The sequence below is a fragment of the Anaeromyxobacter sp. SG17 genome (genome assembly GCF_022690695.1).
GTDB lineage: Bacteria > Myxococcota > Myxococcia > Myxococcales > Anaeromyxobacteraceae > Anaeromyxobacter > Anaeromyxobacter soli.
This window is the reverse complement of record NZ_JALCYX010000080.1, coordinates 1-18,049: the sequence shown is the minus strand read 5'-3', so window position 1 is coordinate 18,049 and position 18,049 is coordinate 1. Positions and strand designations below refer to the sequence as shown.

Below are 18,049 nucleotides of genomic sequence, written 5' to 3'. Positions count from 1 at the left end.
ACTTCCGGCCGCCGGCGGCGGCGGGAGCGGCGCGGGGCCGGCGCGCGGTGGCGGCGGCGCGCCGCGGGCGAGGGCCTCGAGCCGCGCCACGAGCTCCGACACCTGCGCGCCCGGGGCGAGGAACACGCCCGCGAGGAGGGCCACCTCGAGCGCGTAGCGCGGCTGCTCGGCGAGCTTCACGTCCACGACGGCGCGCTGGGCGAGATCGAACAGCCGCGTGAGCTGCGCCGCGTCCACGGCCGCGCCCTGGGCGCGGATCTCCGCGAGCTCGCCGTCCGGGAGGTCCATCGGCGCCGACGGGACGAGCTTCGCGACCACCACGTTCCGCAGGTGCCGCACGATCTCCTCGGCGACGCGCTTCATCTCGAGGCCGCGCGCGTGGAGCGCCTCGAGCTCGACGAGCATCGCGCCGCCGTCGCGCCGGACGAGCGCGCCGCAGATCCGAGAGACGGCCGCCGCGTCGACGGCGCCGAGCGCCTCGGCGACGGCTGCCTCGTCCGGCGTGTCGCCCGCCGCGGCGCGGACCTGGTCGAGCAGCGAGAGCGCGTCGCGCATCCCGCCCTCGGCCTGCCGCGCAACGAGCGCGAGCGCCGCGGGCGAGAGGCGCATCCCCTCCGCCTCGGCGACCTTCGCGAGCTGGTCGGCGATCTGCTGGAGCGTGAGCCGGCGGAAGTCGAACCGCTGGCAGCGGGAGAGGATCGTCTCCGGGACCTTGTGGACGTCGGTCGTGGCGAGCACGAACTTCACGTGCTCCGGCGGCTCCTCGAGCGTCTTCAGGAGCGCGTTGAACGCGCCCGTGGAGAGCATGTGGACCTCGTCCACCACGAAGACCTTGTAGCGGTCGCGCGCGGGCCGGTACTTCACCGCCTCGACGATGTCGCGGACGTTGTCGACGCCGTTGTTCGAGGCGGCGTCGATCTCCACCACGTCGACGGCGCGCCCCTCGGCGATCTCGACGCACGGCGTGCAGACGCCGCACGGATCGGCGGTCGGGCCCTTCTCGCAGTTGAGCGCCTTCGCGACCAGGCGGGCGGTCGTCGTCTTGCCCACGCCGCGCGGACCGGTGAACAGGAAGGCGTGCGCGAGCTGGCCGGTCTTGAGCGCGTTGGAGAGCGTCCGGACCACGTGCTGCTGGCCGGACATCTCCCCGAACTGCTGCGGGCGGTACTTGCGGGCGAGGACGAGGTAGTTCATTCGACCGCCGATCGAAACAAACGAGCCGGCCCACAATCCCCGGGCGCACGGAGGACCACCTACCGTTGCTCCCTTCCGGGCCTGGCGGGGTTTGGCAACCCCCACGTCGCCCGAGGATTCTGGGCCGGCTCAGCCGGCCTTGCCGCCGGTGCGGCCCCTTCATCTAACGAGAAGGGAGCTGCAGCGCTGGCGGAGAGGGTGGGATTTGAACCCACGGTACCGTTCCCGGTACACACGATTTCCAGTCGTGCACCTTCAGCCGCTCGGTCACCTCTCCATCTTACTGGGGGAGTGCTCGGCTCCCCCACTGGCTTCGCCAGGGGGAGCCTGCGCTCCCCCAGACCCCCTGCTCGCTCCGGTGCAGCCTCAGCCGGCTGCACCTCGCTCGCTTCGGGAGCCGATTCAATTCTATCTGCCGCGGGGAGTGCTCGGTTCCCCTTGGCTTCGCCAGGGGGAGCCTGCGCTCCCCCAGCTTTACGAAGGGAACAGGAGTCCCTTCCTCTCTGCCGACCTCCGCCTTTCCCGGTGGGACCGACCGGTATAGCCAGCTCAGCAGACAAAAAGTGCGGAGAGCGAGGGATTCGAACCCCCGGTACCGTTGCCGGTACACCTGATTTCGAGTCAGGCGCCTTCGACCAGCTCGGCCAGCTCTCCGCCGGCGGATGTAACCGATCTCCGGCCGCGTGCCAAGCGGCAACCTACGTGGTCTGCCCGTTTCCGTTCGAGCGCCTGGCGCGGAAGAAGGTACGCAGGAGTTCGCCGGCCTCCTCGGCCATGAGGCCACGCTCCACCGGGAAGCGGTGGTTCAGGCGCGGATCAGCCGAGAGGTCCATCAGGGACCCGACGGCGCCGGCCTTGGGATCGCTCGCCCCGTAGACGAGCCGCTCGATGCGGCCGAGGACCATGGCACCCGCGCACATCGCGCAGGGCTCGAGGGTCACGTAGAGCGTGACGCCGGTGAGGCGCCAGCGCCCGAGGGTGCGGGCCGCCTCCTGGATGGCGAGGAGCTCCGCGTGCGCGGTCGGGTCGTGGGCCGCCTCGCGCGCGTTCGCGCCCCGGCCGACGATCCGCCCGTCGAGCACCGCGACCGCGCCGACCGGCACCTCGCCGCGCTCCGCCGCAGCGCGGGCGAGCGCGAGCGCCTCCTGCATGGCTTCCTCGGGCGTCACCCGCGGGAGGGTAACCCGGAGCGGCCGCGGGCGCGCGAACTACGGCGTGACCGGCGCGGCGCAGACGTGTCCGGCGCCGCAGAGCGCAGGCGCGGTGCAGTCGGCGTCCACCGCGCAGTGGCCCGCCGCGGTCGCGCACGTGTTCGTCGCCAGGTCGCAGCGCTGCCAGGTGATGTCGCAGTCCGCGTCGGCCCCGCACATGCCGGCGTCCGGCACGCACGCGTTCAGCGTCGGCGAGCCCGACGCCAGATCGCAGTGCTGCCACGTCGCGCAGTCCGCGTCGCCCCCGCACATGCCGGCGTCCGGCAGGCACAGGTTCAGCGTCGCCGACCCCGAGGCGAGGTCGCAGTGCTGCCACGTCGGGCAGTCCAGGTCGGAGCCGCAGGCGCCGAACCGGATCCCGCAGGTGTTCGTCGCGAGGTCGCAGGCCTGCCACAGCTTGCAGTCGAGGTCCTGCCCGCAGCGCCCCGGATCCGGGATGCACCGGTTCACGCCCGCGGGGCACCGCTGCCACGACGCGCAGTCCCCCTCGCCGCTGCAGCGCCCGGGGAGCGGCACGCACGCGTGCTCGGTGCAGCTGTTCCAGGAGCCACAGTCGGCGTTGCCCAGGCAGGCGCCGGCCGCGAGGGCGCACCGGCCGCTCGAGCAGGAGGCCCACGCCGCGCAGTCGCGCTCCACCCTGCAGAGGGCCCCCACGTCGCCGGCGTTCAGGTCCGCGACGCAGAGGTCGCCGGAGCAGTGCTGGCCGGCGAGGCAGTCGGGGTCGCGGCTGCAGCGGCCTCCCGGCTCGAGCTGGCAGGCGGCGAGGAGCAGGAGGGGGACGAGCGCGAGGAGTCGGCGGTTCATAGGGGCGATCTTCCTCGCTAGAACCGGCCCGACACGCCGACGCTGGCGCCGCCGTGCTCGGGGGAGAGCGTGGGCGCGAAGGTCCACATCGCGGTGCCGGTCGCCGCCGCGACGCCCCCCGCGACGAGCAGCACCTTCGTGGCGGCTCCGAGCCGATCGACGCGGTCGTATGCCGCCTGGTCGGACCAGCCGAGGGCCGCGCTGCGGTACTTCTCGTCGAGCACGTCCGCCTCTCGCTTGCCGAAGTAGGCGGTCACGGCGCTGGCCGCGACGAGCACCGCGGCAGTGCCGACGAGGCCCTTGCCCGCGGGCCGCATCCACGCGCCCGGCGGCGGGCCGGCCTCGGGCTTGAGCGCGAGCTGCGCGGTGGCCGCCGCCGAGGCCTTCATGGGCTTGGCGCGCGCCGGGGTCGGGCCGGCGGCGATGGCAGGCGCGCCGGAGAGGACGAGCGCCTCGAGGTCCAGGAGCGCCTTGGCGACCGGCTCGGCGTTGGAGACGAACGCGTCCACGCCGACACGGACCGGGCCGAAGGCCCTCCCCGTCCCGTCCACCGCCTGGAGCGAGAAGACGAGCACGCCGCCGGACTCGCGCGCGCTGCCGGTCACCACGACGCCCTCGCCCGCGAGACGGCCGAGACACTCGGGCGCGGGGCGGAGGCCGCAGATGCGGCCGACCGTGAGCTTCTTGGCCGCGACGAACGCGCGGGTCCGCCCGGGGAGGCGCAGGAAGGCGGACTCGACGAGCGCGCGCGCGTCGGCGGAGCCGTCGACGGGGTAAAGCTGCACGGGGACGCTCTGCGCCGCCGCGGGGACGCCGCAGACGAGCGCCAGCGCCGCCACGGCGGCGCGCACGCGCACCCGGTCTCGCTCCCGCATCGTGACCCCTCCCGTCCGCGAGCCGCACGGACGCGGGGACTGTACCAAACGGGCAGGCGGGCGAGCGACTTGCCGGCCGCTGGGACGGCGCGCCGCACCGCCCTTCTCCGCCGATGTGCGCGGGAGTGGTCCCCGGCGCCGGGCCGGCGTCAGCCGACGACCGGCAGCGCCCCCGGCTTCAGCTCGGGGTGGTCCGCGCAGGCGAGGCCGCAGGCGCGGCAGGTCTCCACCGCGCACTTGGGCGTGAGCCTCGAGCCCACGCCGCGGCGGAGCTCGCGGGCGAGGAAGGTCTTCGTGAGCCCCTGGTCGAGGAAGTCCCACGGCAGCCGCTCGTCCACGCCCGCCTCGCGGAGCACGAAGAAGTCGGGATCGTGCGGCCAGCGGCGGAGGGCCTTGCGCAGGTCGCCGCCCTCCTCGCGGTGGGCGAGCTCGAGGAGGTCCGCGCAGCGCCGGTCGCCGCGCGACATGAGCGTCTGGACGTAGGCCTCGCGCGGGCTGAAGAACTCGACGTCGATCCCCTTCGGCCGGAGCGTCTTCTCGAGCAGGCGCCGCTTCTCCTCCAGGCAGCCGCGCTCGTGCATGGGGAGCCACTGGAACGGCGTCCACGGCTTCGGCACGAACGGGTTCACCGAGAGCGAGATGCGCCCCATGCGCCCGCGCTTGCGGGCCCAGGGGAGCATCACCTCCTCGCGGATCCGGACCGCGATGCGCGCCATGCCGAGGACGTCGTCGTCCGTCTCGGTCGGCAGGCCGCACATGAAGTACATCTTCACGTGCTGCATGCCCTGCCCGAGGGCGTGCTCGGCGGCCTGCACGATCTGGTCGTCGGTGAAGTCCTTGTTGATGACGCGCCGCATCCGCTCGGTGCCCGCCTCGGGCGCGATCGTGATCGACCGCTCGCCGCCCGCCGCCATCCGCCCGGACAGCTCCGGCGTGATCGCGTCCACGCGGAGGGACGAGGGGCTGAAGGTCCCGCCGAGCTCGCCGATGTAGCAGGTGAGCGGGTCGAGCCCGGTGTAGTCGGACGTGTCGGGGCCGACGAGGCCGAGCCGGAGCCCGCGCTCGACGCCCTTGCGCGCCTCGGCGCGCAAGGTCTCGAAGTCCACCTCGCGGTAGGGGCGCTGGACGAACCCCGCCGCGCAGAAGCGGCAGCCCCACAGGCAGCCGCGCGCGACCTCGGTGAGGAACAGGTCGCCGAACTGCGCGTCGGGCGAGTCCACGACGCGCGAGGTGGGCTTGCCGCGCAGGTCCGGGACGTAGGCGCGCAGGACGCGCTCGGGGGCGCCGCCGCTCGGGGCGAAGCGCGTCACCCACGCACCCTGCGGAGCGCGGGTGTCGGAGTACGCCACGTCGTAGAGCGCCGGGACGTACGACCCGGCGAGCGCGGCGAGGCGCCGGAGCAGCGCGTCGCGCGGCAGACCGGCGGCGACCGCCTCGCGGGCGAGCGCGAGGAACGGCGGGACGAGCTCCTCGCCCTCACCGACGAGGAAGGCGTCGAAGAACGGCGCGACCGGCTCGGGGTTGATCTGGACGGCGATGCCCCCCGCGACCACCAGCGGGAACCCCTCCCCGCGGTCCTCGCTCCGCAGCGGCAGGCCGGATCGGTCGAGGATCTCGAGGACGTGGCCGTAGTCCTCCTCGAACGAGAGCGAGAAGGCCACGACGTCGAAGTCGCGGAGCGGCCGCCCGGACTCGACCGTGCGCGGCTCCTCCCCCGCCGCGTCCGGCAGGAACGCGCGCTCGCAGAGGGTCCGCGGATCGTCGTTCAGGAGGCGGTAGACGGCGTGGAGCCCGAGGTTCGCCATCCCGAGCCGGTAGGCGTTCGGGTAGACGAGGGCCACGCCGAGCTTCCCGCCCGGCTCCTTGCGGATCGCTCCCCGCTCCATCGGCGCGTGCACGTGTTCCAAGGCCGTCCTCTGTAAGGAGAGCACGGACGGGCCGCACCCTCAAACGGCCCAGGATCCCCCGCGAGCGGGCGAGCGCCGCCCCGGCGTGGGTCCGCGGCGCGGGCGCGAGGCGGGCGCCTTCGCGCGAGCTCGGCGGCTCTAGGGCACGGTCTTTCACGCTGCGTCATGGCGCGCAGGTGCCCCGGCGCCCGCTTGCCGGGCCGGGCGGCGCGGGGTACAGAGATCCGGTCCTCACCTCCCGCGGGAGCTCCGATGCGCGCTCGACCGATCCCCCTCCTCGCCGCGCTCGCGGCCGCCGCCGCGATCTCCGCCTGCGCCGCCCGCTCCCAGAGCCGCCCCGGCGCGGCCGCAGCCGGGGCGCCCGCCACGTCCACGGCGCCCGCCAACGCCGACGATCCGAAGGCCGTCCTGCCCGGCGTCGATCTGGAGGGGCTCTCGCCCGAGCAGCAGCGGGCGGTGGCCGAGTTCGCGCTCGACGAGTTCTGCTACTGCGGCTGCCCGCACACCGTGTCGAGCTGCCTCCACGAGCACGAGAGCTGCGCCCACGCGCCGCGGATGGCGAGCCAGGCCGTCCGGCTCGCGCGCGGCGGCGCCACCAAGGCGGACATCCTCCGCCAGGTGACCGCCTACTACGCGGCGTTCGACCGGCGCGCGAAGCTCACCGTCGCGGACTTCGGCCCGGCGCTCGGGGAGTCCGCCGCGCCCATCGCCCTGGTCGAGTTCTCCGACTTCACCTGCCCCTACTGCCGCGCGGTCCGCCCGCAGCTCGAGGCGTTCGTCGAGCGGCACGCCGGCCGCGTGAAGCTCTTCTACAAGCCGTACCCCATCGAGAGCCACCCCTACGCCGCCGAGGCGGCGCAGGCGGGCGAGTGGGCCCGCGAGAAGGGCCTGTTCTGGCCGATGCACGACCGGATCTTCGGGGCGGAGCACGCCCTCGACGTCGACGGCCTCGCCGATCAGGCCAGCGCGCTCGGCGGCGACGCGGAAGACCTGCGCGCGGCCATCGCCGACGGCCGCTACCGCGCGCGGATCGAGGCGTCGCAGGCGGAGGCGCGCGACGCCGGCCTGAGGGGCACGCCCACGGTCTTCATGAACGGCCGCCTCCTCACGGATCTGTCCGAGGAAGGGCTCGAGCAGTCCCTCCGCGACGAGGAGGAGTGGTTGCAGCACCGCGGCTGGGCGCACGACTAGCGGACCCGCTCATGCCCCTCGTCTTCGACCTCGACGCGCACGGCCGGCTCGTCGCGCACTCCGACGACACCCGCCGCGCCCTCGCCGACCGCGCCGGCCGGTTCCTGCTCCTGCCCGCGGCGCCGGATCTCCTGGTCGCGCGCCGCACGCCCGCCGCGGGCGGCCCCGCCGCGCAGCCGCGCTGCATCCTCGCGGGCGACCTCTCCGGCTTCCCAATCGGCGACTTCGTCGCCTTCATCCACCAGTCGCGCCTCTCGGGCGTCCTCACCGTCGCCTCGAGCGGCGCGGAGCGCTCGGTCGCGTTCAAGGACGGGGAGGTGCGCGGGGCGCAGTCGACCGCGCCGGGCGAGCGGATCGGCGAGGTCGCGGTGCGGCTCGGCTACGCCACCGAGGCCCAGATCGCGAAGGCGGCCGCGGGCGGCCGTCCGCTCGGGAAGGCGCTCGTCGAGCTCGGGTTCGTGTCCGCGAGCGATCTGTGGAAGTGCTTCCACGAGCAGGTGACCGAGGTCTTCCACGCGATCCTGCTCACGCCGTCCGGCACCTTCTTCCTCGTCGACGAGGACGACCCGGAGCGTCCGGGCGCCGCGCTGTCCGTGAACACGCAGTCGCTCCTCATGGACGGCATCCGGCGCATCGACGAGCTGAGCCTCTTCCGCGCGCGCATCCCGGGGCCCCACGCGTTCCTCCGGCGCCGCGAGCCGCGCCGGCCCATCACGCTGAAGCCGCTCGAGCAGACGCTCCTCGGGCTCGTGGACGGGCGGCGCACGGTCGGGGAGATCGCGACCGCCGCGCACGCGAGCGAGTTCGACGCGACGAAGATCCTCTACCACCTCGCCGAGGCCGGCTACGTGGAGACGGTCGCCGAGCCCGCGGCGAACGTCGACCCCGCGGCGCGCTTGGAGGCGCTCGCGGAGGGGATGAACGACCTCCTCCGCGCGACGGTGGCGGCGGTGCCCGCCTCGGGCCGCGCCGCGCTGCTCGAGTCGGTGCGGGGCTACCTCACCGACACCGCCGGCCCGTTCGCGCCGCTCTGGGCTCGCCTCGGGCCCGCCGCCGACGGCGCGCTCGAGGGCGAGGCCCTGCTCGGCAACCTGGGCGCGCTCCCCGCCGGCGTCGTCGCCGGGCTCGCGCCGGGCGGCGAGCGGACCACCCTCCTCCTCCACGCCCTCCGCGAGCTGCTCTTCTTCTACCTGTACCTCGCGGGCGAGCGGATCGACCGGGCCACCGACGACGCGCTCGGCGAGACCGTGAAGCGCAAGCTCTGGCAGCTCGAGGAGCTCGCGTGACCGAGACGCCGCTCGTCACCGCGGAGCTGCCCGGCTCGGGCGGCGCGCTCCGCCGGGCGCCCGAGGACTTCCGCGTCGACGAGGTCCCCGCCTACCTCCCGTCCGGCGCCGGCCCGCACCTCTACGTGCGCGTCGAGAAGCGCGGCCGCACCACCCGCGACGCACTCCGCGCGCTCGCGCGCGCGCTCGGCGTGCCGGAGCGGGACGCCGGCTACGCGGGGCTCAAGGACAAGGACGCGGTCACGACGCAGTGGCTGTCGTTCCCGGTGGCGCGCGACCCCGACCCGCGCGCGCTCGAGTCGGACGGGCTCCGCGTGCTCGAGGTGTCCCGCCACGCGAACAAGCTCCGGGCCGGGCACGTCCGCGCGAACCGCTTCCAGCTCGCGGTCCGCGGCGGCGACCTCGCGCGCGCGCAGGGAGCCGCGGCCGCGCTCGCGGCGCGGGGGCTCGCGAACTTCTTCGGGCCGCAGCGGTTCGGGACGGAGGGCCGGAACGCGGCGGTGGGCCGCGCCCTCCTCCTCGGCGACGGCTCGCCCGAGGCGCGCCGCGCCGCGCGCGATCGCTTCATGCGCCGGCTCTCGATCTCGGCCTACCAGGCCCTGCTCTTCAACCGCTGGCTCGCGGAGCGGATGGCGGACGGCCTGTTCGCGACCGCCATGGCGGGAGACGTCCTGAAGAAGCTCGACACCGGCGGGCTCTTCAACTGCGCCGACCCCGCGGTGGACGGCCCACGCGTCGAGCGCTTCGAGATCTCTCCCGCGGGGCCGATGTTCGGCCACAAGCTGCGGGCCGCCGAGGGCGAGGCGCTCCGGCGCGAGGAGCGGCTCCTCGCCGCGGAGGGCATCACGCTCCAGGACTTCGCGCGCGGCGGCGGCGAGGCGGAGGGGACGCGCCGGGCGGCGCGGCTGCGGGTCGACGTCTCCCTCGCGCCGCTCGACGACGGCTACCTCGCGACGTTCGAGCTGCCGAAGGGCTCCTACGCGACGGTGGTCATGCGCGAGCTCATGAAGGCGGAGGCCGAGCTGCCCGAGGCGGACGAGGACTGACGGCCGTCGCCGCCCGGGCCGTTCCCTGCCGCGCGGCGCGCGCCGGCGGCCTGCGGCGGGCGCTGCCGCCGCGTGAGGCCCCGGCGCGCTACTCCAGCGCGACGATCCGGAACTCCGTGCGCCGGTTGCGCGCGCGGCCGGTCACGGTCTTGTTCGAGGCGATCGGCTTCGTCGGACCGTACCCGACCGCCTCGATGCGCTCGGGCGAGATGCCCTTCGAGATGAGGTAGTCGAGCACCGCCTCGGCGCGGCGCTGGCTGAGCCGCATGTTCGCGGCCTCGGTGCCGACCGCGTCGGTGTGGCCCTCGATCGAGATGCGCATCTTCGAGAAGTCGCGGAGCACCTGGACGACCTGGTTCAGGAGCGGAAACGAGTCGGGCAGCACGCGGAACTTCGCGGTCGCGAAGTGCACCTGCTGCTTGATGTCGATCTTCTCGCGCCGCACCTCGACGAGCGTGTACTTCTTCGGGCAGCCGTCGGGCGGCGGCCCGAACTGCGCGGGGCACTTGTCGAGCCGGTCCGCCAGCCCGTCGCCGTCCGCGTCCGCGTCGGGACAGCCGCCGTTCTCCTTCGTGCCGGCCTTCTGCGGGCACTTGTCCTCGGCGTCGGCGATCCCGTCGGAGTCGGAGTCGGGACAGCCGGCGAGCACCTTCAGGCCCGCGACGTCGGGGCACGCGTCGGCGGGGTCCGTGACGCCGTCGCCGTCGCGGTCCTTCACCGGGCAGCCGCGCGCCTCGATGGGGCCCGGCTCGAGGGGGCACGCGTCCGCCTTGTCGACGATGCCGTCGCCGTCGTTGTCGGCGTCGGGGCAGCCGTCCTCGTCCTGGAACCCGTCGCGATCCTCGGGATCGAGCGGGCAGCGGTCGATGTCGTCGGGCACCCCGTCGGAGTCCGAGTCCTTCGCCACGGGGCAGCCCTGCGACGCCTTCGGGCCGGGTTGCGCCGGGCACGCGTCGTCCGCGTCGAGCACGCCGTCTCCGTCCGCGTCGGGGCAGCCGCCCGTCTCCGGACGCCCGGGGAGCTCGGGGCAGCGGTCGTCGACGTCCGGCACGCCGTCCTTGTCCGTGTCGGTCTTCTCGATCCGGACCGCCGGCTTCTCGTCGCGCTTCGCGATCGTGACCTGCGTCGGGCCGCAGCCGCGGGAGAGCTCGAGCGCGCGCTTCACGCTCGCCTCGGAGGCGTCGAGGTGCTCGCGCGCGCGTGCGCCGTGGCCGGTCGCGGTCTCCCGCTCCGCGAACTCCACGTTCGCCTCGGCGAGCGCCAGGTCCCGCGGCGCGCACTGCAGCGCCCCGGAGGCGCGGGCCTTCGCGATGTCGGCGCGGGCGACCTCGGCGTCCGCGCGCAGCTTGCCGCCCGCCGCGCACCCGGTCGCGAGCGCCAGAACGAGCCCCGCCGCCACCCGGCGGCTCACAGCGACTCCTCCGACCGGTTGGTCGCCGCGGACGCCTTCTCGCGCGCCGCGCGCGCGAGGTCGCGCGCCCGCTCCGCGTAGTCCGCGGACACCTCGTACTGGGCGCGCCCGGCCGCCTCCCGCGCCTTGTGCAGGTAGGTCTCGGCCCCCGTGTACTCGTAGGTCGCAGTCTTCGGGGCGCCCGCGGCGCGGGCAGCCTCGACGGCGACGTCGGCGTCGATGAGGGAAGCGGTCGACTGCACCGGACCGCAGGCGCAGAGGCCTGCGAACGCCAGGACGGCGGGGAGGAGCCGCACGGGTGGAACCCCTTTCGCGAAGGCCGAGCGACGCTACCCGCGGGGGGCAGGCGAGTCAAGGAAGGGTCCCCCGGACCGCCGGCCTCCGGGCGCACGGGCGAGCCCGGCCGGGAGGCGCGGCCCTAACTTGCCGGCGAGGGAGGAGAACATGGGAATTCTGGCGTGGATCGTTTTCGGCTTCATCATCGGCCTGCTCGCGCGCGCGGTGGTCCCGGGCAAGCAGGGGATGGGCCTCGTGATGACGACGCTGCTCGGCATCGCGGGCTCGCTCATCGGCGGCATCGTCGCGTCGGCGCTCACGGGCGGCAACAGCACCGGGTTCCACCCGAGCGGCTTCATCGGAAGCCTCATCGGCGCGGTGGTGCTGCTCCTCATCGCCGGGTTCGCGACGCGCCCGCGCCGGCGCGTGGCGTAGCGGCGCTCGTGCGCGGCGCGTCCCCGAGGCGAGGGGGGCGCGCCGCGGAACGTTCACTTCGGGTCGGGTGAGCTGCAGTCGAGCACTGCGGGGAGCATGCAGTACCACGGGGTCCCGGCGAGCGACACCGAGCCCCCGAAGGCTTTGAAGTCCGTCGCTTGCGCGGGGAAGACCTGGCCCGAGCCCCACGCGATCCTGCTCGCGTCGGCGGGCGCGTCGATGACGACGAGTCCGCGGTACGAGACGATCGACCCCGAGGAGCTCGGATCGTAGCAGCCGAAGACCGTGGTGTCGGTGCTGGTCGTCCCGCAGGCCGTGGCGCCGAGCGGCCAGGGGCCGCTCGACGAGAGCATCACGAGCACCTGGTCGCCGCGGTTCGCGTAGACCCGGTTCCGCTCGAAGCGGAAGTCGCCAGCGGCCGGCGGCGGGGCGCCGATGAGCACGATCCCACCGCACTTTCGAGTGGTGCCCGTCGAGTTGACATAGGTCGGCGGACCCCAGACCGTGGCCGACGCGCCGATGCCGTTGCCGAAGATCGTCGAGTCGACGATGAACAGGCGCGTCGTGTTCATCGCCGCGATCCCGGTGTCGTCGTTGCGCAGCACCTTCACCGCGTTGAGCTCGAGGGCGGCGTCGTTGGTGGACGACCCGGCCTCGATGCCCATCCCCGCGTTCTCCTCGATGGTCACGCCGTCGAGCTTCAGGACGCCCTGCGTCAGGTGAGCGCCCCGGCCGCTCTGCCGGAGCGCCCCGCGGAGGAAGGTGGTCGTGACGGCAGGATTCGCCGCCTCGACGTGCAGCGCATCCGTCGCCATCCCCGCGATCACCACGTCGGCGGCGGTCACGCCGCACGTGTCCTTCACGCTCAGCCCACGCGCGAGCTTCTTCTGGTCGTCGGTCGCGGACGTCCCCCGCAGCGCGACCGATTGCAGATTCACCGGCGCGCTCGAGCCGTCGCACGCGAGCTCGAGGGCATCGACATCGCGCGTCGCGTCGCCCACGACGTTCTCGATCGCGAAGCCGGCGAGCGTCGCACCCGCGTGCATCCGCACCGCCGCAGTGGCCGCCGCGTCGTCGAGCAGGATCGCGTACTCCGCGCCCGAGCCGGAGGAGTCCGAGGTGAGGGTCACGCCGGCGGGGAGGTCGAGCGGCAGCACTTCGCCGGTGGCGCTGCCGAATGCGACGTGCTCGCCCGAGGCGCCGCCCTTGGCGATCACCGTGCCGCCGGCCGGGGCGGCGACGCCGATGGCCTCCGTCAGCGAGCGGAAGCGGCACTGAGCGGGCGTGTCTGCCCCCGTCGGTGCCGGGCCGCCTCCGTCGACGGAGCCCGGCGCGGCCACGACATACTGCGCCCCCGCGTTCGCCGGACACTCGCAGCTCGGGGCGCCGCTCTTCTCCCCGCACACGAGGCCCTCGGCGCACGTGGTCCGCGTCACCCACGCGCCGCACACGGGATCCCCCGTGGCGTCGCACTGCTGGATCTTGCCGGGTTCGCCCGGCGCCGTCGCCGCGGGCTGGAGGGGCTTGCAGCGGACCGCGTCCGGCGTGCAGAGCGCGCAGGAAGACGCGGCGGCGCGCTTGCTGCACCTCTGGTCGAGCCCGCAGCCCTGGCCTCCGGGACAGTCCTCGGTGGCCTGGCCGAGGCCGCGGCACGGCGCGCCCTCCACGTCGACCTGGCAGGCCGCGAGCGCGAGGAGGACGAGCGGGAGGAGGCGGCGCATCAGAACTTCTTCTCCACGAAGAACAGGGTGACGCTGGCCGCGGCGGCGCTGCCCGCCACGACGAACATCGTGTTGGCGCGGTGCGCGCGCGAGGTGGCGTCCGAGACGTGACCGGTCGCGACGGCCCCGTTCGCCTGGCTCATGCCGTCGATGGCGGACTCCGCCTGCCGCGCGGACCAGCCGAAGTAGCCGCCCGTCGCGGCGGCGGCCACCGCCGTGCCCGCCGCGATCCACGTGTAGATCCGCCGCTTCTCCCGCGGCTGCGCAGCTGCGGCGCTGGCACCCACGCCGAGGGACGGCCTGCGCGCGGCGGTCCGGGCGGCCTCGGGCCGCGCCGCCAGATCCGGCGCCGGGGTCGTCTTGGCGAGGGGCGGAGCGGGCTCGGCGGGCGAGACGGTCTTCGCCGCGGCGGGCGGCGGCGGCTGGGCGGGGCGGAGCTGCACGTCCACCACCTGGGCCGCGCCGGCGCTCATCGCGATCTCCTGCTCGAGCCGCTCGTGCCCGGCGAGCGCGAGCGCCACGTCGTAGCTGCCCGGCGGCAGCACGAGGTGGAAGGGGGTCACGCCGCGGACGCGGCCGTCGATGCGAACCTCGGCGCCGGGCGGGTCGGAGTACACGATGAGCGGCTGCGCCCCCGTCGCGGCGAGCCGCTCCTCGAGCTTCTTCACCGCGGCGCGCACCACGGCGCGGTCGTTCGCGTCGGGCGCCTCGCGCAGGTAGTCGTTGTAGCTGCGGATCGCGGCCGGCCACTCGCCGAGCCGCTCGCGGCACTGCGCGACGTTGTAGTGGATCGCCCCGGCGGGCTTCAGCCGGTACGCCTCCTCGAACTCCGCGATGGCCTCGCGATACTGCCGGGCGCGGTACAGCTCGGCGCCCTTGCGGAACCGAGCCTTCGCGTCGGCGACCTCGTCCGCGCGGCCGGCGGCCGGCGGGGCGAGCACCGCGAGCAGGAGCAGGATGGCGAGGAGGCGGCGGATCATTGGAAGGGGTCCGGCTTCAGGTCCTTGCCCTCGGCGGCGTAGGGATCCTTCACGTCACCCGGTGCCGGGCGAGCGCGCGCGCGGAGGCGGACGGGGACCGGCGCGGCGCCGCGCTCGGGCAGGAGCTCCGCCGCGGGGGTCACGGCGAGCGATCCTTGAACGCGCGCGCGGTCAGCGGAGTCCAGGGGAGCCGAGACGGTCGAGGGCGATGGCGGGGTAGAGGTCGCGGTCGCGGTCGGGGTCGGGGTCGAGGTCGCGATCGCGGTCGGGATCCCTCGCCTCCCCTCCCCCATCAGCCACCACCCTCCCGCCAGCGCGACGCCGAGCACCGCCACCACGCCTACCGCCGCGAGGGTCCTCGTCCGGCGGAGTCGTGGGGCGGGCGAGCGGACCTCCGCCCCGGTGAGGGCAAGGGTCCCGCCTCGCGAGCGGCTCGCGCCGCGAGGTCGGCCTGGGGGGCGGAGCGGGCCGTCGGACCGCGCGGTCCCGATCGCGTGCCGGAGGCTGCTCGCAGTCGCGAGCGCCCCGCGCAGCCGCGCGATCTCCGCGGCGAAGGCGGCCATCGTCGGGTGCCGGTCCTCCGGCCGCTTCGCGAGCGCGCGCAGGACGAGGGCATCGACCTCGGGCGGCACGGCCGAGTTGCGCCGGCTCGGCGGATCCGCGAGCTGGGTCTGCGCGGCGACGAGCGTCGCGATCTCGGTGGGCGCCTCGATGGGCAGCGCGCCGGTGAGCATCTCGAAGGCGAGCACGCCGACGGCGTACACGTCGGCGCGGTGATCCACCGCCCCGCCCGTCGCCTGCTCCGGCGCCATGTACTCCGGCGTGCCGATGATCGCGCCGGCACGCGTCAGCCGCTCGCAGCCGGGCGCCGCCGGCACGTGGGAGATGCCGAAGTCGAGCACCTTGACCTGCTCGTCGCTCGTGCCCGCGCGACGCACCACGAACACGTTCTCGGGCTTCACGTCGCGGTGGACCACCCCGCGGGCGTGCGCCGCGCCGAGCGCGCGGCAGACCTGCTCGAGGAGGGCGAGCGCGCGCTCGACGGGGAGCGGCCCTTCCTCGCGGAGGATCGCGCCGAGGCTCCGGCCGTCGAGCGCCTCCATCACGTAGTAGAGCGCGCCCTCGTCCTCGCCGCCGAAGTCGACGACATCGACCACGTTCTCCTGGCCGATGCGGCTCGCGGCGATCGCCTCGTTGCGGAAGCGTTCGGCGAGCTCCGGATCGCCGCCGAGATCCGCCCGCAGGACCTTCAGGGCGAACCGGCGCTGCAGCACCGTGTGCTCGCACAGGTAGACCGTCCCCATGCCCCCTTCGCCGAGGCGGGATAGCACGCGATATCGATTTCCGAGGACGCGCCCGAGCATCCGTTCCGGCGCCGCTCCGGACGGGTCGCGCTCCCGGGGTCCCTCTGGTGGGCGCGAGGCGGCCATGACGCGTTCACGGGTAGGGTATCATGGAAGCGGCGGGCCGGAAGTTCGGCGCCGGGGGAGCGGCCTTGTCCGAGATCGTCGTGATGAACGGGGTCTGCGCGGGGACCGTCTTCGTGCTCCCCGACATCCCGACCGTCCTCGGCCGCTCGCCCGAGTCGCACCTCCAGATCGGCGACCCCTGGATCTCGAGCATGCACGCCATGTTCGAGCGCCGCGGCGAGGAGGTCTGGGTGATCGACCTCGAGAGCCGCAACGGCACCTTCGTCGGCGAGGAGCGCGTCGGCGAGGCGCGGCTCGACGACGGCGCGGTGGTCCGCTTCGGGCGCACCGAGATCCGCTTCACGGCGCGGGCCGGCCGGGGGGCGCCGGCGCGCACTCCGCGCGAGGAGCGCATCCGTCCCGACGCGCAGCGCGACACCATCCGCTCGGAGGGGACGATCTCGGCTCGGGTGCTGGCGGCGCGCGAGCCCGTGGCCCACGAGCCCGCAGTCGACCCGCACACGCTCGCCGTGCGGCCGGTCGTCGTGCTCCGGATGTCGCTCCACGCCGTGCGCATCGCCTCCTCGCCCGACGTCGCGGGCCGGGTCCGCGCGGCCGTCGACGCCGCCGCGAGGGCGGCGCTGAACGAGGGCGCGATGGTCGGGAGGCTCGCGTCGGTCGGGGTGCTCGCGCTCTTCGGCGTGACCTCACCGCGGGCCGACGACGCCGCCCGCGCCGTGCAGGCGGCGCGCACCGCCCGCGGCGCGGTGCGCCGGCTCGGCGGCATCGACCTCCGCGCCGCCGTGGACGCGGGACCGCTGCTCGCCGGCAACGCCATGGGGCCGACCGGCGCGGACATCGCGGCGCTCGGCGCGGCGGCGGACCGCTGCGAGCGGCTCGCCGCCCTGGCGCTACCCGGCGAGATCCTGCTCGGCCCGGGCGCGGCGGGAGCCGCCGGCGAGGGCGTGACGCAGCGCGAGCTCGACGGCGCCGCCGTCGAGGTCGTGCGGGACGATTGAACGGGGGCTGCGCCCCCGCCCCGAAGACGGCTGAGCGACTGCCGTTCTTGCATTGTGTGCCGTTTCGGCAGTAGAAGGTCCTCTCCATGCCAGAGCTCACTCGTCCCGGCGCCGGGAGCGCCTGTCTCGTCGTGGCGCCCGTGGGTGCGCCGGGGCTCGTGGACGTCCTCGCGCACGCCGGCTTCACGGTGGTCGCGGCGACGTCCGAGCGCGACGCGCTCGACGCGCTCGAGCAGACGCCGTTCGCGGCGGTGTACGTCTCCCAGTCCCTCGGCCTCCCGGCCCTCGCGCGCGTGGTCGCCGCCGGCGGGCAGCGGCTCGGCGAGGCGCCGATCATCGTGCTCGGCAGCTCCGGGACGGTCCAGGAGGCGGTCGACGCCATGCAGCTCGGGGCCACGGACTACGTCGCCCCGCCGTTCGACCCCGACGCCGTGCTCCGGCGCCTCGGCCGCGCGCTCGAGCGCTCCGTGCCGCCGCGCCGCGAGCCGTTCCCCGCCGGGCTCCTCGGCGTCGTGGGCACCTCTGCGGCGATGCGGCGGCTGCACGACTCCATCGACAAAATCTCGCGCTACAAGAGCAACGTCCTCCTCCTCGGCGAGAGCGGCACTGGCAAGGAGATCATCGCGCGGGCGCTCCACGAGCGCGGCCCGCGCCGCCAGCACCTCTTCGTCCCCGTGAACTGCGCCACGCTCGGGCGCGACATCCTCGAGAACGAGCTCTTCGGGCACGAGCGAGGGGCGTTCACCGGCGCGAACGAGCGCAAGAAGGGGCTGTTCGAGCTCGCCGACGGCGGCACCTTCTTCCTCGACGAGATCGCCGAGATGGATCTCTCGACGCAGGCGAAGCTCCTGCGCGTCCTGGAGCGCAGCGAGTTCCGGCGCGTCGGCGGCACCGCCAAGGTGAAGGTGGATCTCTCCATCATCGCGGCGACGAACCGCGATCTCGAGGAGGCGATCGCCGCCGGCCGGTTCCGCGAGGACCTCTACTACCGCCTCAAGGTCGTGACGCTCGTGGTCCCGCCCCTGCGCGATCGGCGCGAGGACATCCCCCCGCTCGTGGACGCGTTCATCGCGGACTTCAACCGCCGCACGGGCGGGCGCATCGCGGGGGTCGACCCCGAGGCCCTCGAGTGGCTCGTCGGCTGCGACTGGCCGGGCAACGTCCGCGAGCTCCGGAACGCGGTCGAGGGCGCGTGCGTGCTCGCGCCCGGCGAGGTGGTGAAGCTCGCCGACCTGGCGGAGCGCGTCGAGCGCCGCGAGCGCCGCCCCGCGGCCCGCGCGCCCG

At 74.8% G+C, this 18,049-nt stretch carries 16 protein-coding genes, 2 tRNA genes and 1 other RNA gene; 6 read left to right on the top strand and 13 right to left on the bottom strand.

Annotated features, from left to right (window positions below):
• From dnaX to MNY60_RS20245, 8 genes are all read right to left on the bottom strand, one after another.
• Positions 1–1,194: DNA polymerase III subunit gamma/tau (gene dnaX / locus MNY60_RS20280; RefSeq protein WP_242361615.1), on the bottom strand; the 1,194-nt coding region annotated here is incomplete at its 3' end.
• A 28-nt stretch (positions 1,195–1,222) separates the two neighbouring features.
• An RNA gene (gene ffs / locus MNY60_RS20275) (signal recognition particle sRNA small type) lies at positions 1,223–1,316 on the bottom strand.
• Between the two features lie 65 nt (positions 1,317–1,381).
• A tRNA-Ser gene (locus MNY60_RS20270) sits at positions 1,382–1,471 on the bottom strand.
• Between the two features lie 289 nt (positions 1,472–1,760).
• Positions 1,761–1,848 (bottom strand) — tRNA-Ser (locus MNY60_RS20265).
• 44 nt (positions 1,849–1,892) lie between these two features.
• Positions 1,893–2,345, bottom strand: a complete 453-nt coding sequence (gene tadA / locus MNY60_RS20260) for a tRNA adenosine(34) deaminase TadA (protein ID WP_242340563.1) — start codon at positions 2,343–2,345, stop codon at positions 1,893–1,895.
• A gap of 57 nt (positions 2,346–2,402) precedes the next feature.
• Positions 2,403–3,209, bottom strand: coding sequence for a hypothetical protein (locus MNY60_RS20255; protein ID WP_242340562.1), 807 nt, complete (start codon positions 3,207–3,209; stop codon positions 2,403–2,405).
• A 17-nt stretch (positions 3,210–3,226) separates the two neighbouring features.
• On the bottom strand, positions 3,227–4,084 hold the full coding sequence (locus MNY60_RS20250) for a hypothetical protein (protein WP_242340561.1): 858 nt from the start codon (positions 4,082–4,084) through the stop codon (positions 3,227–3,229).
• 149 nt (positions 4,085–4,233) lie between these two features.
• On the bottom strand, positions 4,234–5,982 hold the full coding sequence (locus tag MNY60_RS20245) for a radical SAM protein (protein WP_242340565.1): 1,749 nt from the start codon (positions 5,980–5,982) through the stop codon (positions 4,234–4,236).
• Positions 5,983–6,243: 261 nt separating this feature from the next.
• On the opposite strand from MNY60_RS20245, the gene MNY60_RS20240 reads away from it, so the two are divergent.
• Genes MNY60_RS20240 through truD form a run of 3 tightly spaced genes read left to right on the top strand, consistent with a single transcriptional unit; the run spans position 6,244 to position 9,514 of the window.
• Positions 6,244–7,182 carry a thioredoxin domain-containing protein gene (locus tag MNY60_RS20240; RefSeq protein ID WP_242340560.1) on the top strand — a complete coding sequence of 313 codons (939 nt, stop codon included), beginning with the start codon at positions 6,244–6,246 and terminating at the stop codon, positions 7,180–7,182.
• Between the two features lie 11 nt (positions 7,183–7,193).
• Positions 7,194–8,468, top strand: a complete 1,275-nt coding sequence (locus MNY60_RS20235; protein WP_242361613.1) for a DUF4388 domain-containing protein — start codon at positions 7,194–7,196, stop codon at positions 8,466–8,468.
• Positions 8,465–9,514 (top strand): tRNA pseudouridine(13) synthase TruD, encoded by a 1,050-nt coding sequence (truD, locus tag MNY60_RS20230; protein WP_242340558.1) that lies wholly within the window; start codon positions 8,465–8,467, stop codon positions 9,512–9,514. Before MNY60_RS20235 ends, truD begins: the two co-directional genes overlap by 4 nt.
• Positions 9,515–9,602: 88 nt before the next feature.
• Here the strand turns inward: truD and MNY60_RS20225 are convergent, their stop codons facing one another.
• Both MNY60_RS20225 and MNY60_RS20220 read right to left on the bottom strand, forming a co-directional pair.
• A complete protein-coding gene (locus tag MNY60_RS20225) occupies positions 9,603–10,925 on the bottom strand; it encodes an OmpA family protein (RefSeq protein WP_242340557.1) in 1,323 nt (440 codons plus the stop codon).
• On the bottom strand, positions 10,922–11,221 hold the full coding sequence (locus MNY60_RS20220) for a DUF4398 domain-containing protein (protein WP_242340556.1): 300 nt from the start codon (positions 11,219–11,221) through the stop codon (positions 10,922–10,924). The genes MNY60_RS20225 and MNY60_RS20220 overlap by 4 nt, the downstream gene beginning before the upstream one ends.
• A gap of 148 nt (positions 11,222–11,369) precedes the next feature.
• Here MNY60_RS20220 and MNY60_RS20215 point away from each other — a divergent pair, with 148 nt between their 5' ends.
• Positions 11,370–11,636 (top strand): GlsB/YeaQ/YmgE family stress response membrane protein, encoded by a 267-nt coding sequence (locus tag MNY60_RS20215; RefSeq protein ID WP_242340555.1) that lies wholly within the window; start codon positions 11,370–11,372, stop codon positions 11,634–11,636.
• A gap of 53 nt (positions 11,637–11,689) precedes the next feature.
• Here the strand turns inward: MNY60_RS20215 and MNY60_RS20210 are convergent, their stop codons facing one another.
• Genes MNY60_RS20210 through MNY60_RS20200 form a run of 3 tightly spaced genes read right to left on the bottom strand, consistent with a single transcriptional unit; the run spans position 11,690 to position 15,668 of the window.
• The gene (locus MNY60_RS20210) at positions 11,690–13,357 is read right to left on the bottom strand and encodes a right-handed parallel beta-helix repeat-containing protein (protein WP_242361611.1); all 1,668 of its coding nucleotides are present in this window, start codon (positions 13,355–13,357) and stop codon (positions 11,690–11,692) included.
• Positions 13,357–14,337 (bottom strand): PEGA domain-containing protein, encoded by a 981-nt coding sequence (locus tag MNY60_RS20205; protein ID WP_242361609.1) that lies wholly within the window; start codon positions 14,335–14,337, stop codon positions 13,357–13,359. Before MNY60_RS20205 ends, MNY60_RS20210 begins: the two co-directional genes overlap by 1 nt.
• On the bottom strand, positions 14,334–15,668 hold the full coding sequence (locus MNY60_RS20200; RefSeq protein WP_242340552.1) for a serine/threonine-protein kinase: 1,335 nt from the start codon (positions 15,666–15,668) through the stop codon (positions 14,334–14,336). The genes MNY60_RS20205 and MNY60_RS20200 overlap by 4 nt, the downstream gene beginning before the upstream one ends.
• A gap of 122 nt (positions 15,669–15,790) precedes the next feature.
• On the opposite strand from MNY60_RS20200, the gene MNY60_RS20195 reads away from it, so the two are divergent.
• A complete protein-coding gene (locus MNY60_RS20195) occupies positions 15,791–16,765 on the top strand; it encodes an FHA domain-containing protein (protein WP_242356258.1) in 975 nt (324 codons plus the stop codon).
• Positions 16,766–16,851: 86 nt separating this feature from the next.
• A partial coding sequence (locus MNY60_RS20190; RefSeq protein ID WP_242361607.1) for a sigma-54 dependent transcriptional regulator occupies positions 16,852–18,049 on the top strand: 1,198 nt, incomplete at its 3' end.

Coding starts and splice junctions, on each gene's coding strand:
- MNY60_RS20210 (WP_242361611.1), bottom strand. CDS start 13,357: ATGCGCCGCCTCCTCCCGCTCGTCCTCCTCGCGCTCGCGGCCTGCCAG.
- MNY60_RS20250 (WP_242340561.1), bottom strand. CDS start 4,084: ATGCGGGAGCGAGACCGGGTGCGCGTGCGCGCCGCCGTGGCGGCGCTG.
- tadA (WP_242340563.1), bottom strand. CDS start 2,345: ATGCAGGAGGCGCTCGCGCTCGCCCGCGCTGCGGCGGAGCGCGGCGAG.
- MNY60_RS20215 (WP_242340555.1), top strand. CDS start 11,370: ATGGGAATTCTGGCGTGGATCGTTTTCGGCTTCATCATCGGCCTGCTC.
- MNY60_RS20255 (WP_242340562.1), bottom strand. CDS start 3,209: ATGAACCGCCGACTCCTCGCGCTCGTCCCCCTCCTGCTCCTCGCCGCC.
- MNY60_RS20205 (WP_242361609.1), bottom strand. CDS start 14,337: ATGATCCGCCGCCTCCTCGCCATCCTGCTCCTGCTCGCGGTGCTCGCC.
- MNY60_RS20195 (WP_242356258.1), top strand. CDS start 15,791: ATGGAAGCGGCGGGCCGGAAGTTCGGCGCCGGGGGAGCGGCCTTGTCC.
- MNY60_RS20240 (WP_242340560.1), top strand. CDS start 6,244: ATGCGCGCTCGACCGATCCCCCTCCTCGCCGCGCTCGCGGCCGCCGCC.
- MNY60_RS20235 (WP_242361613.1), top strand. CDS start 7,194: ATGCCCCTCGTCTTCGACCTCGACGCGCACGGCCGGCTCGTCGCGCAC.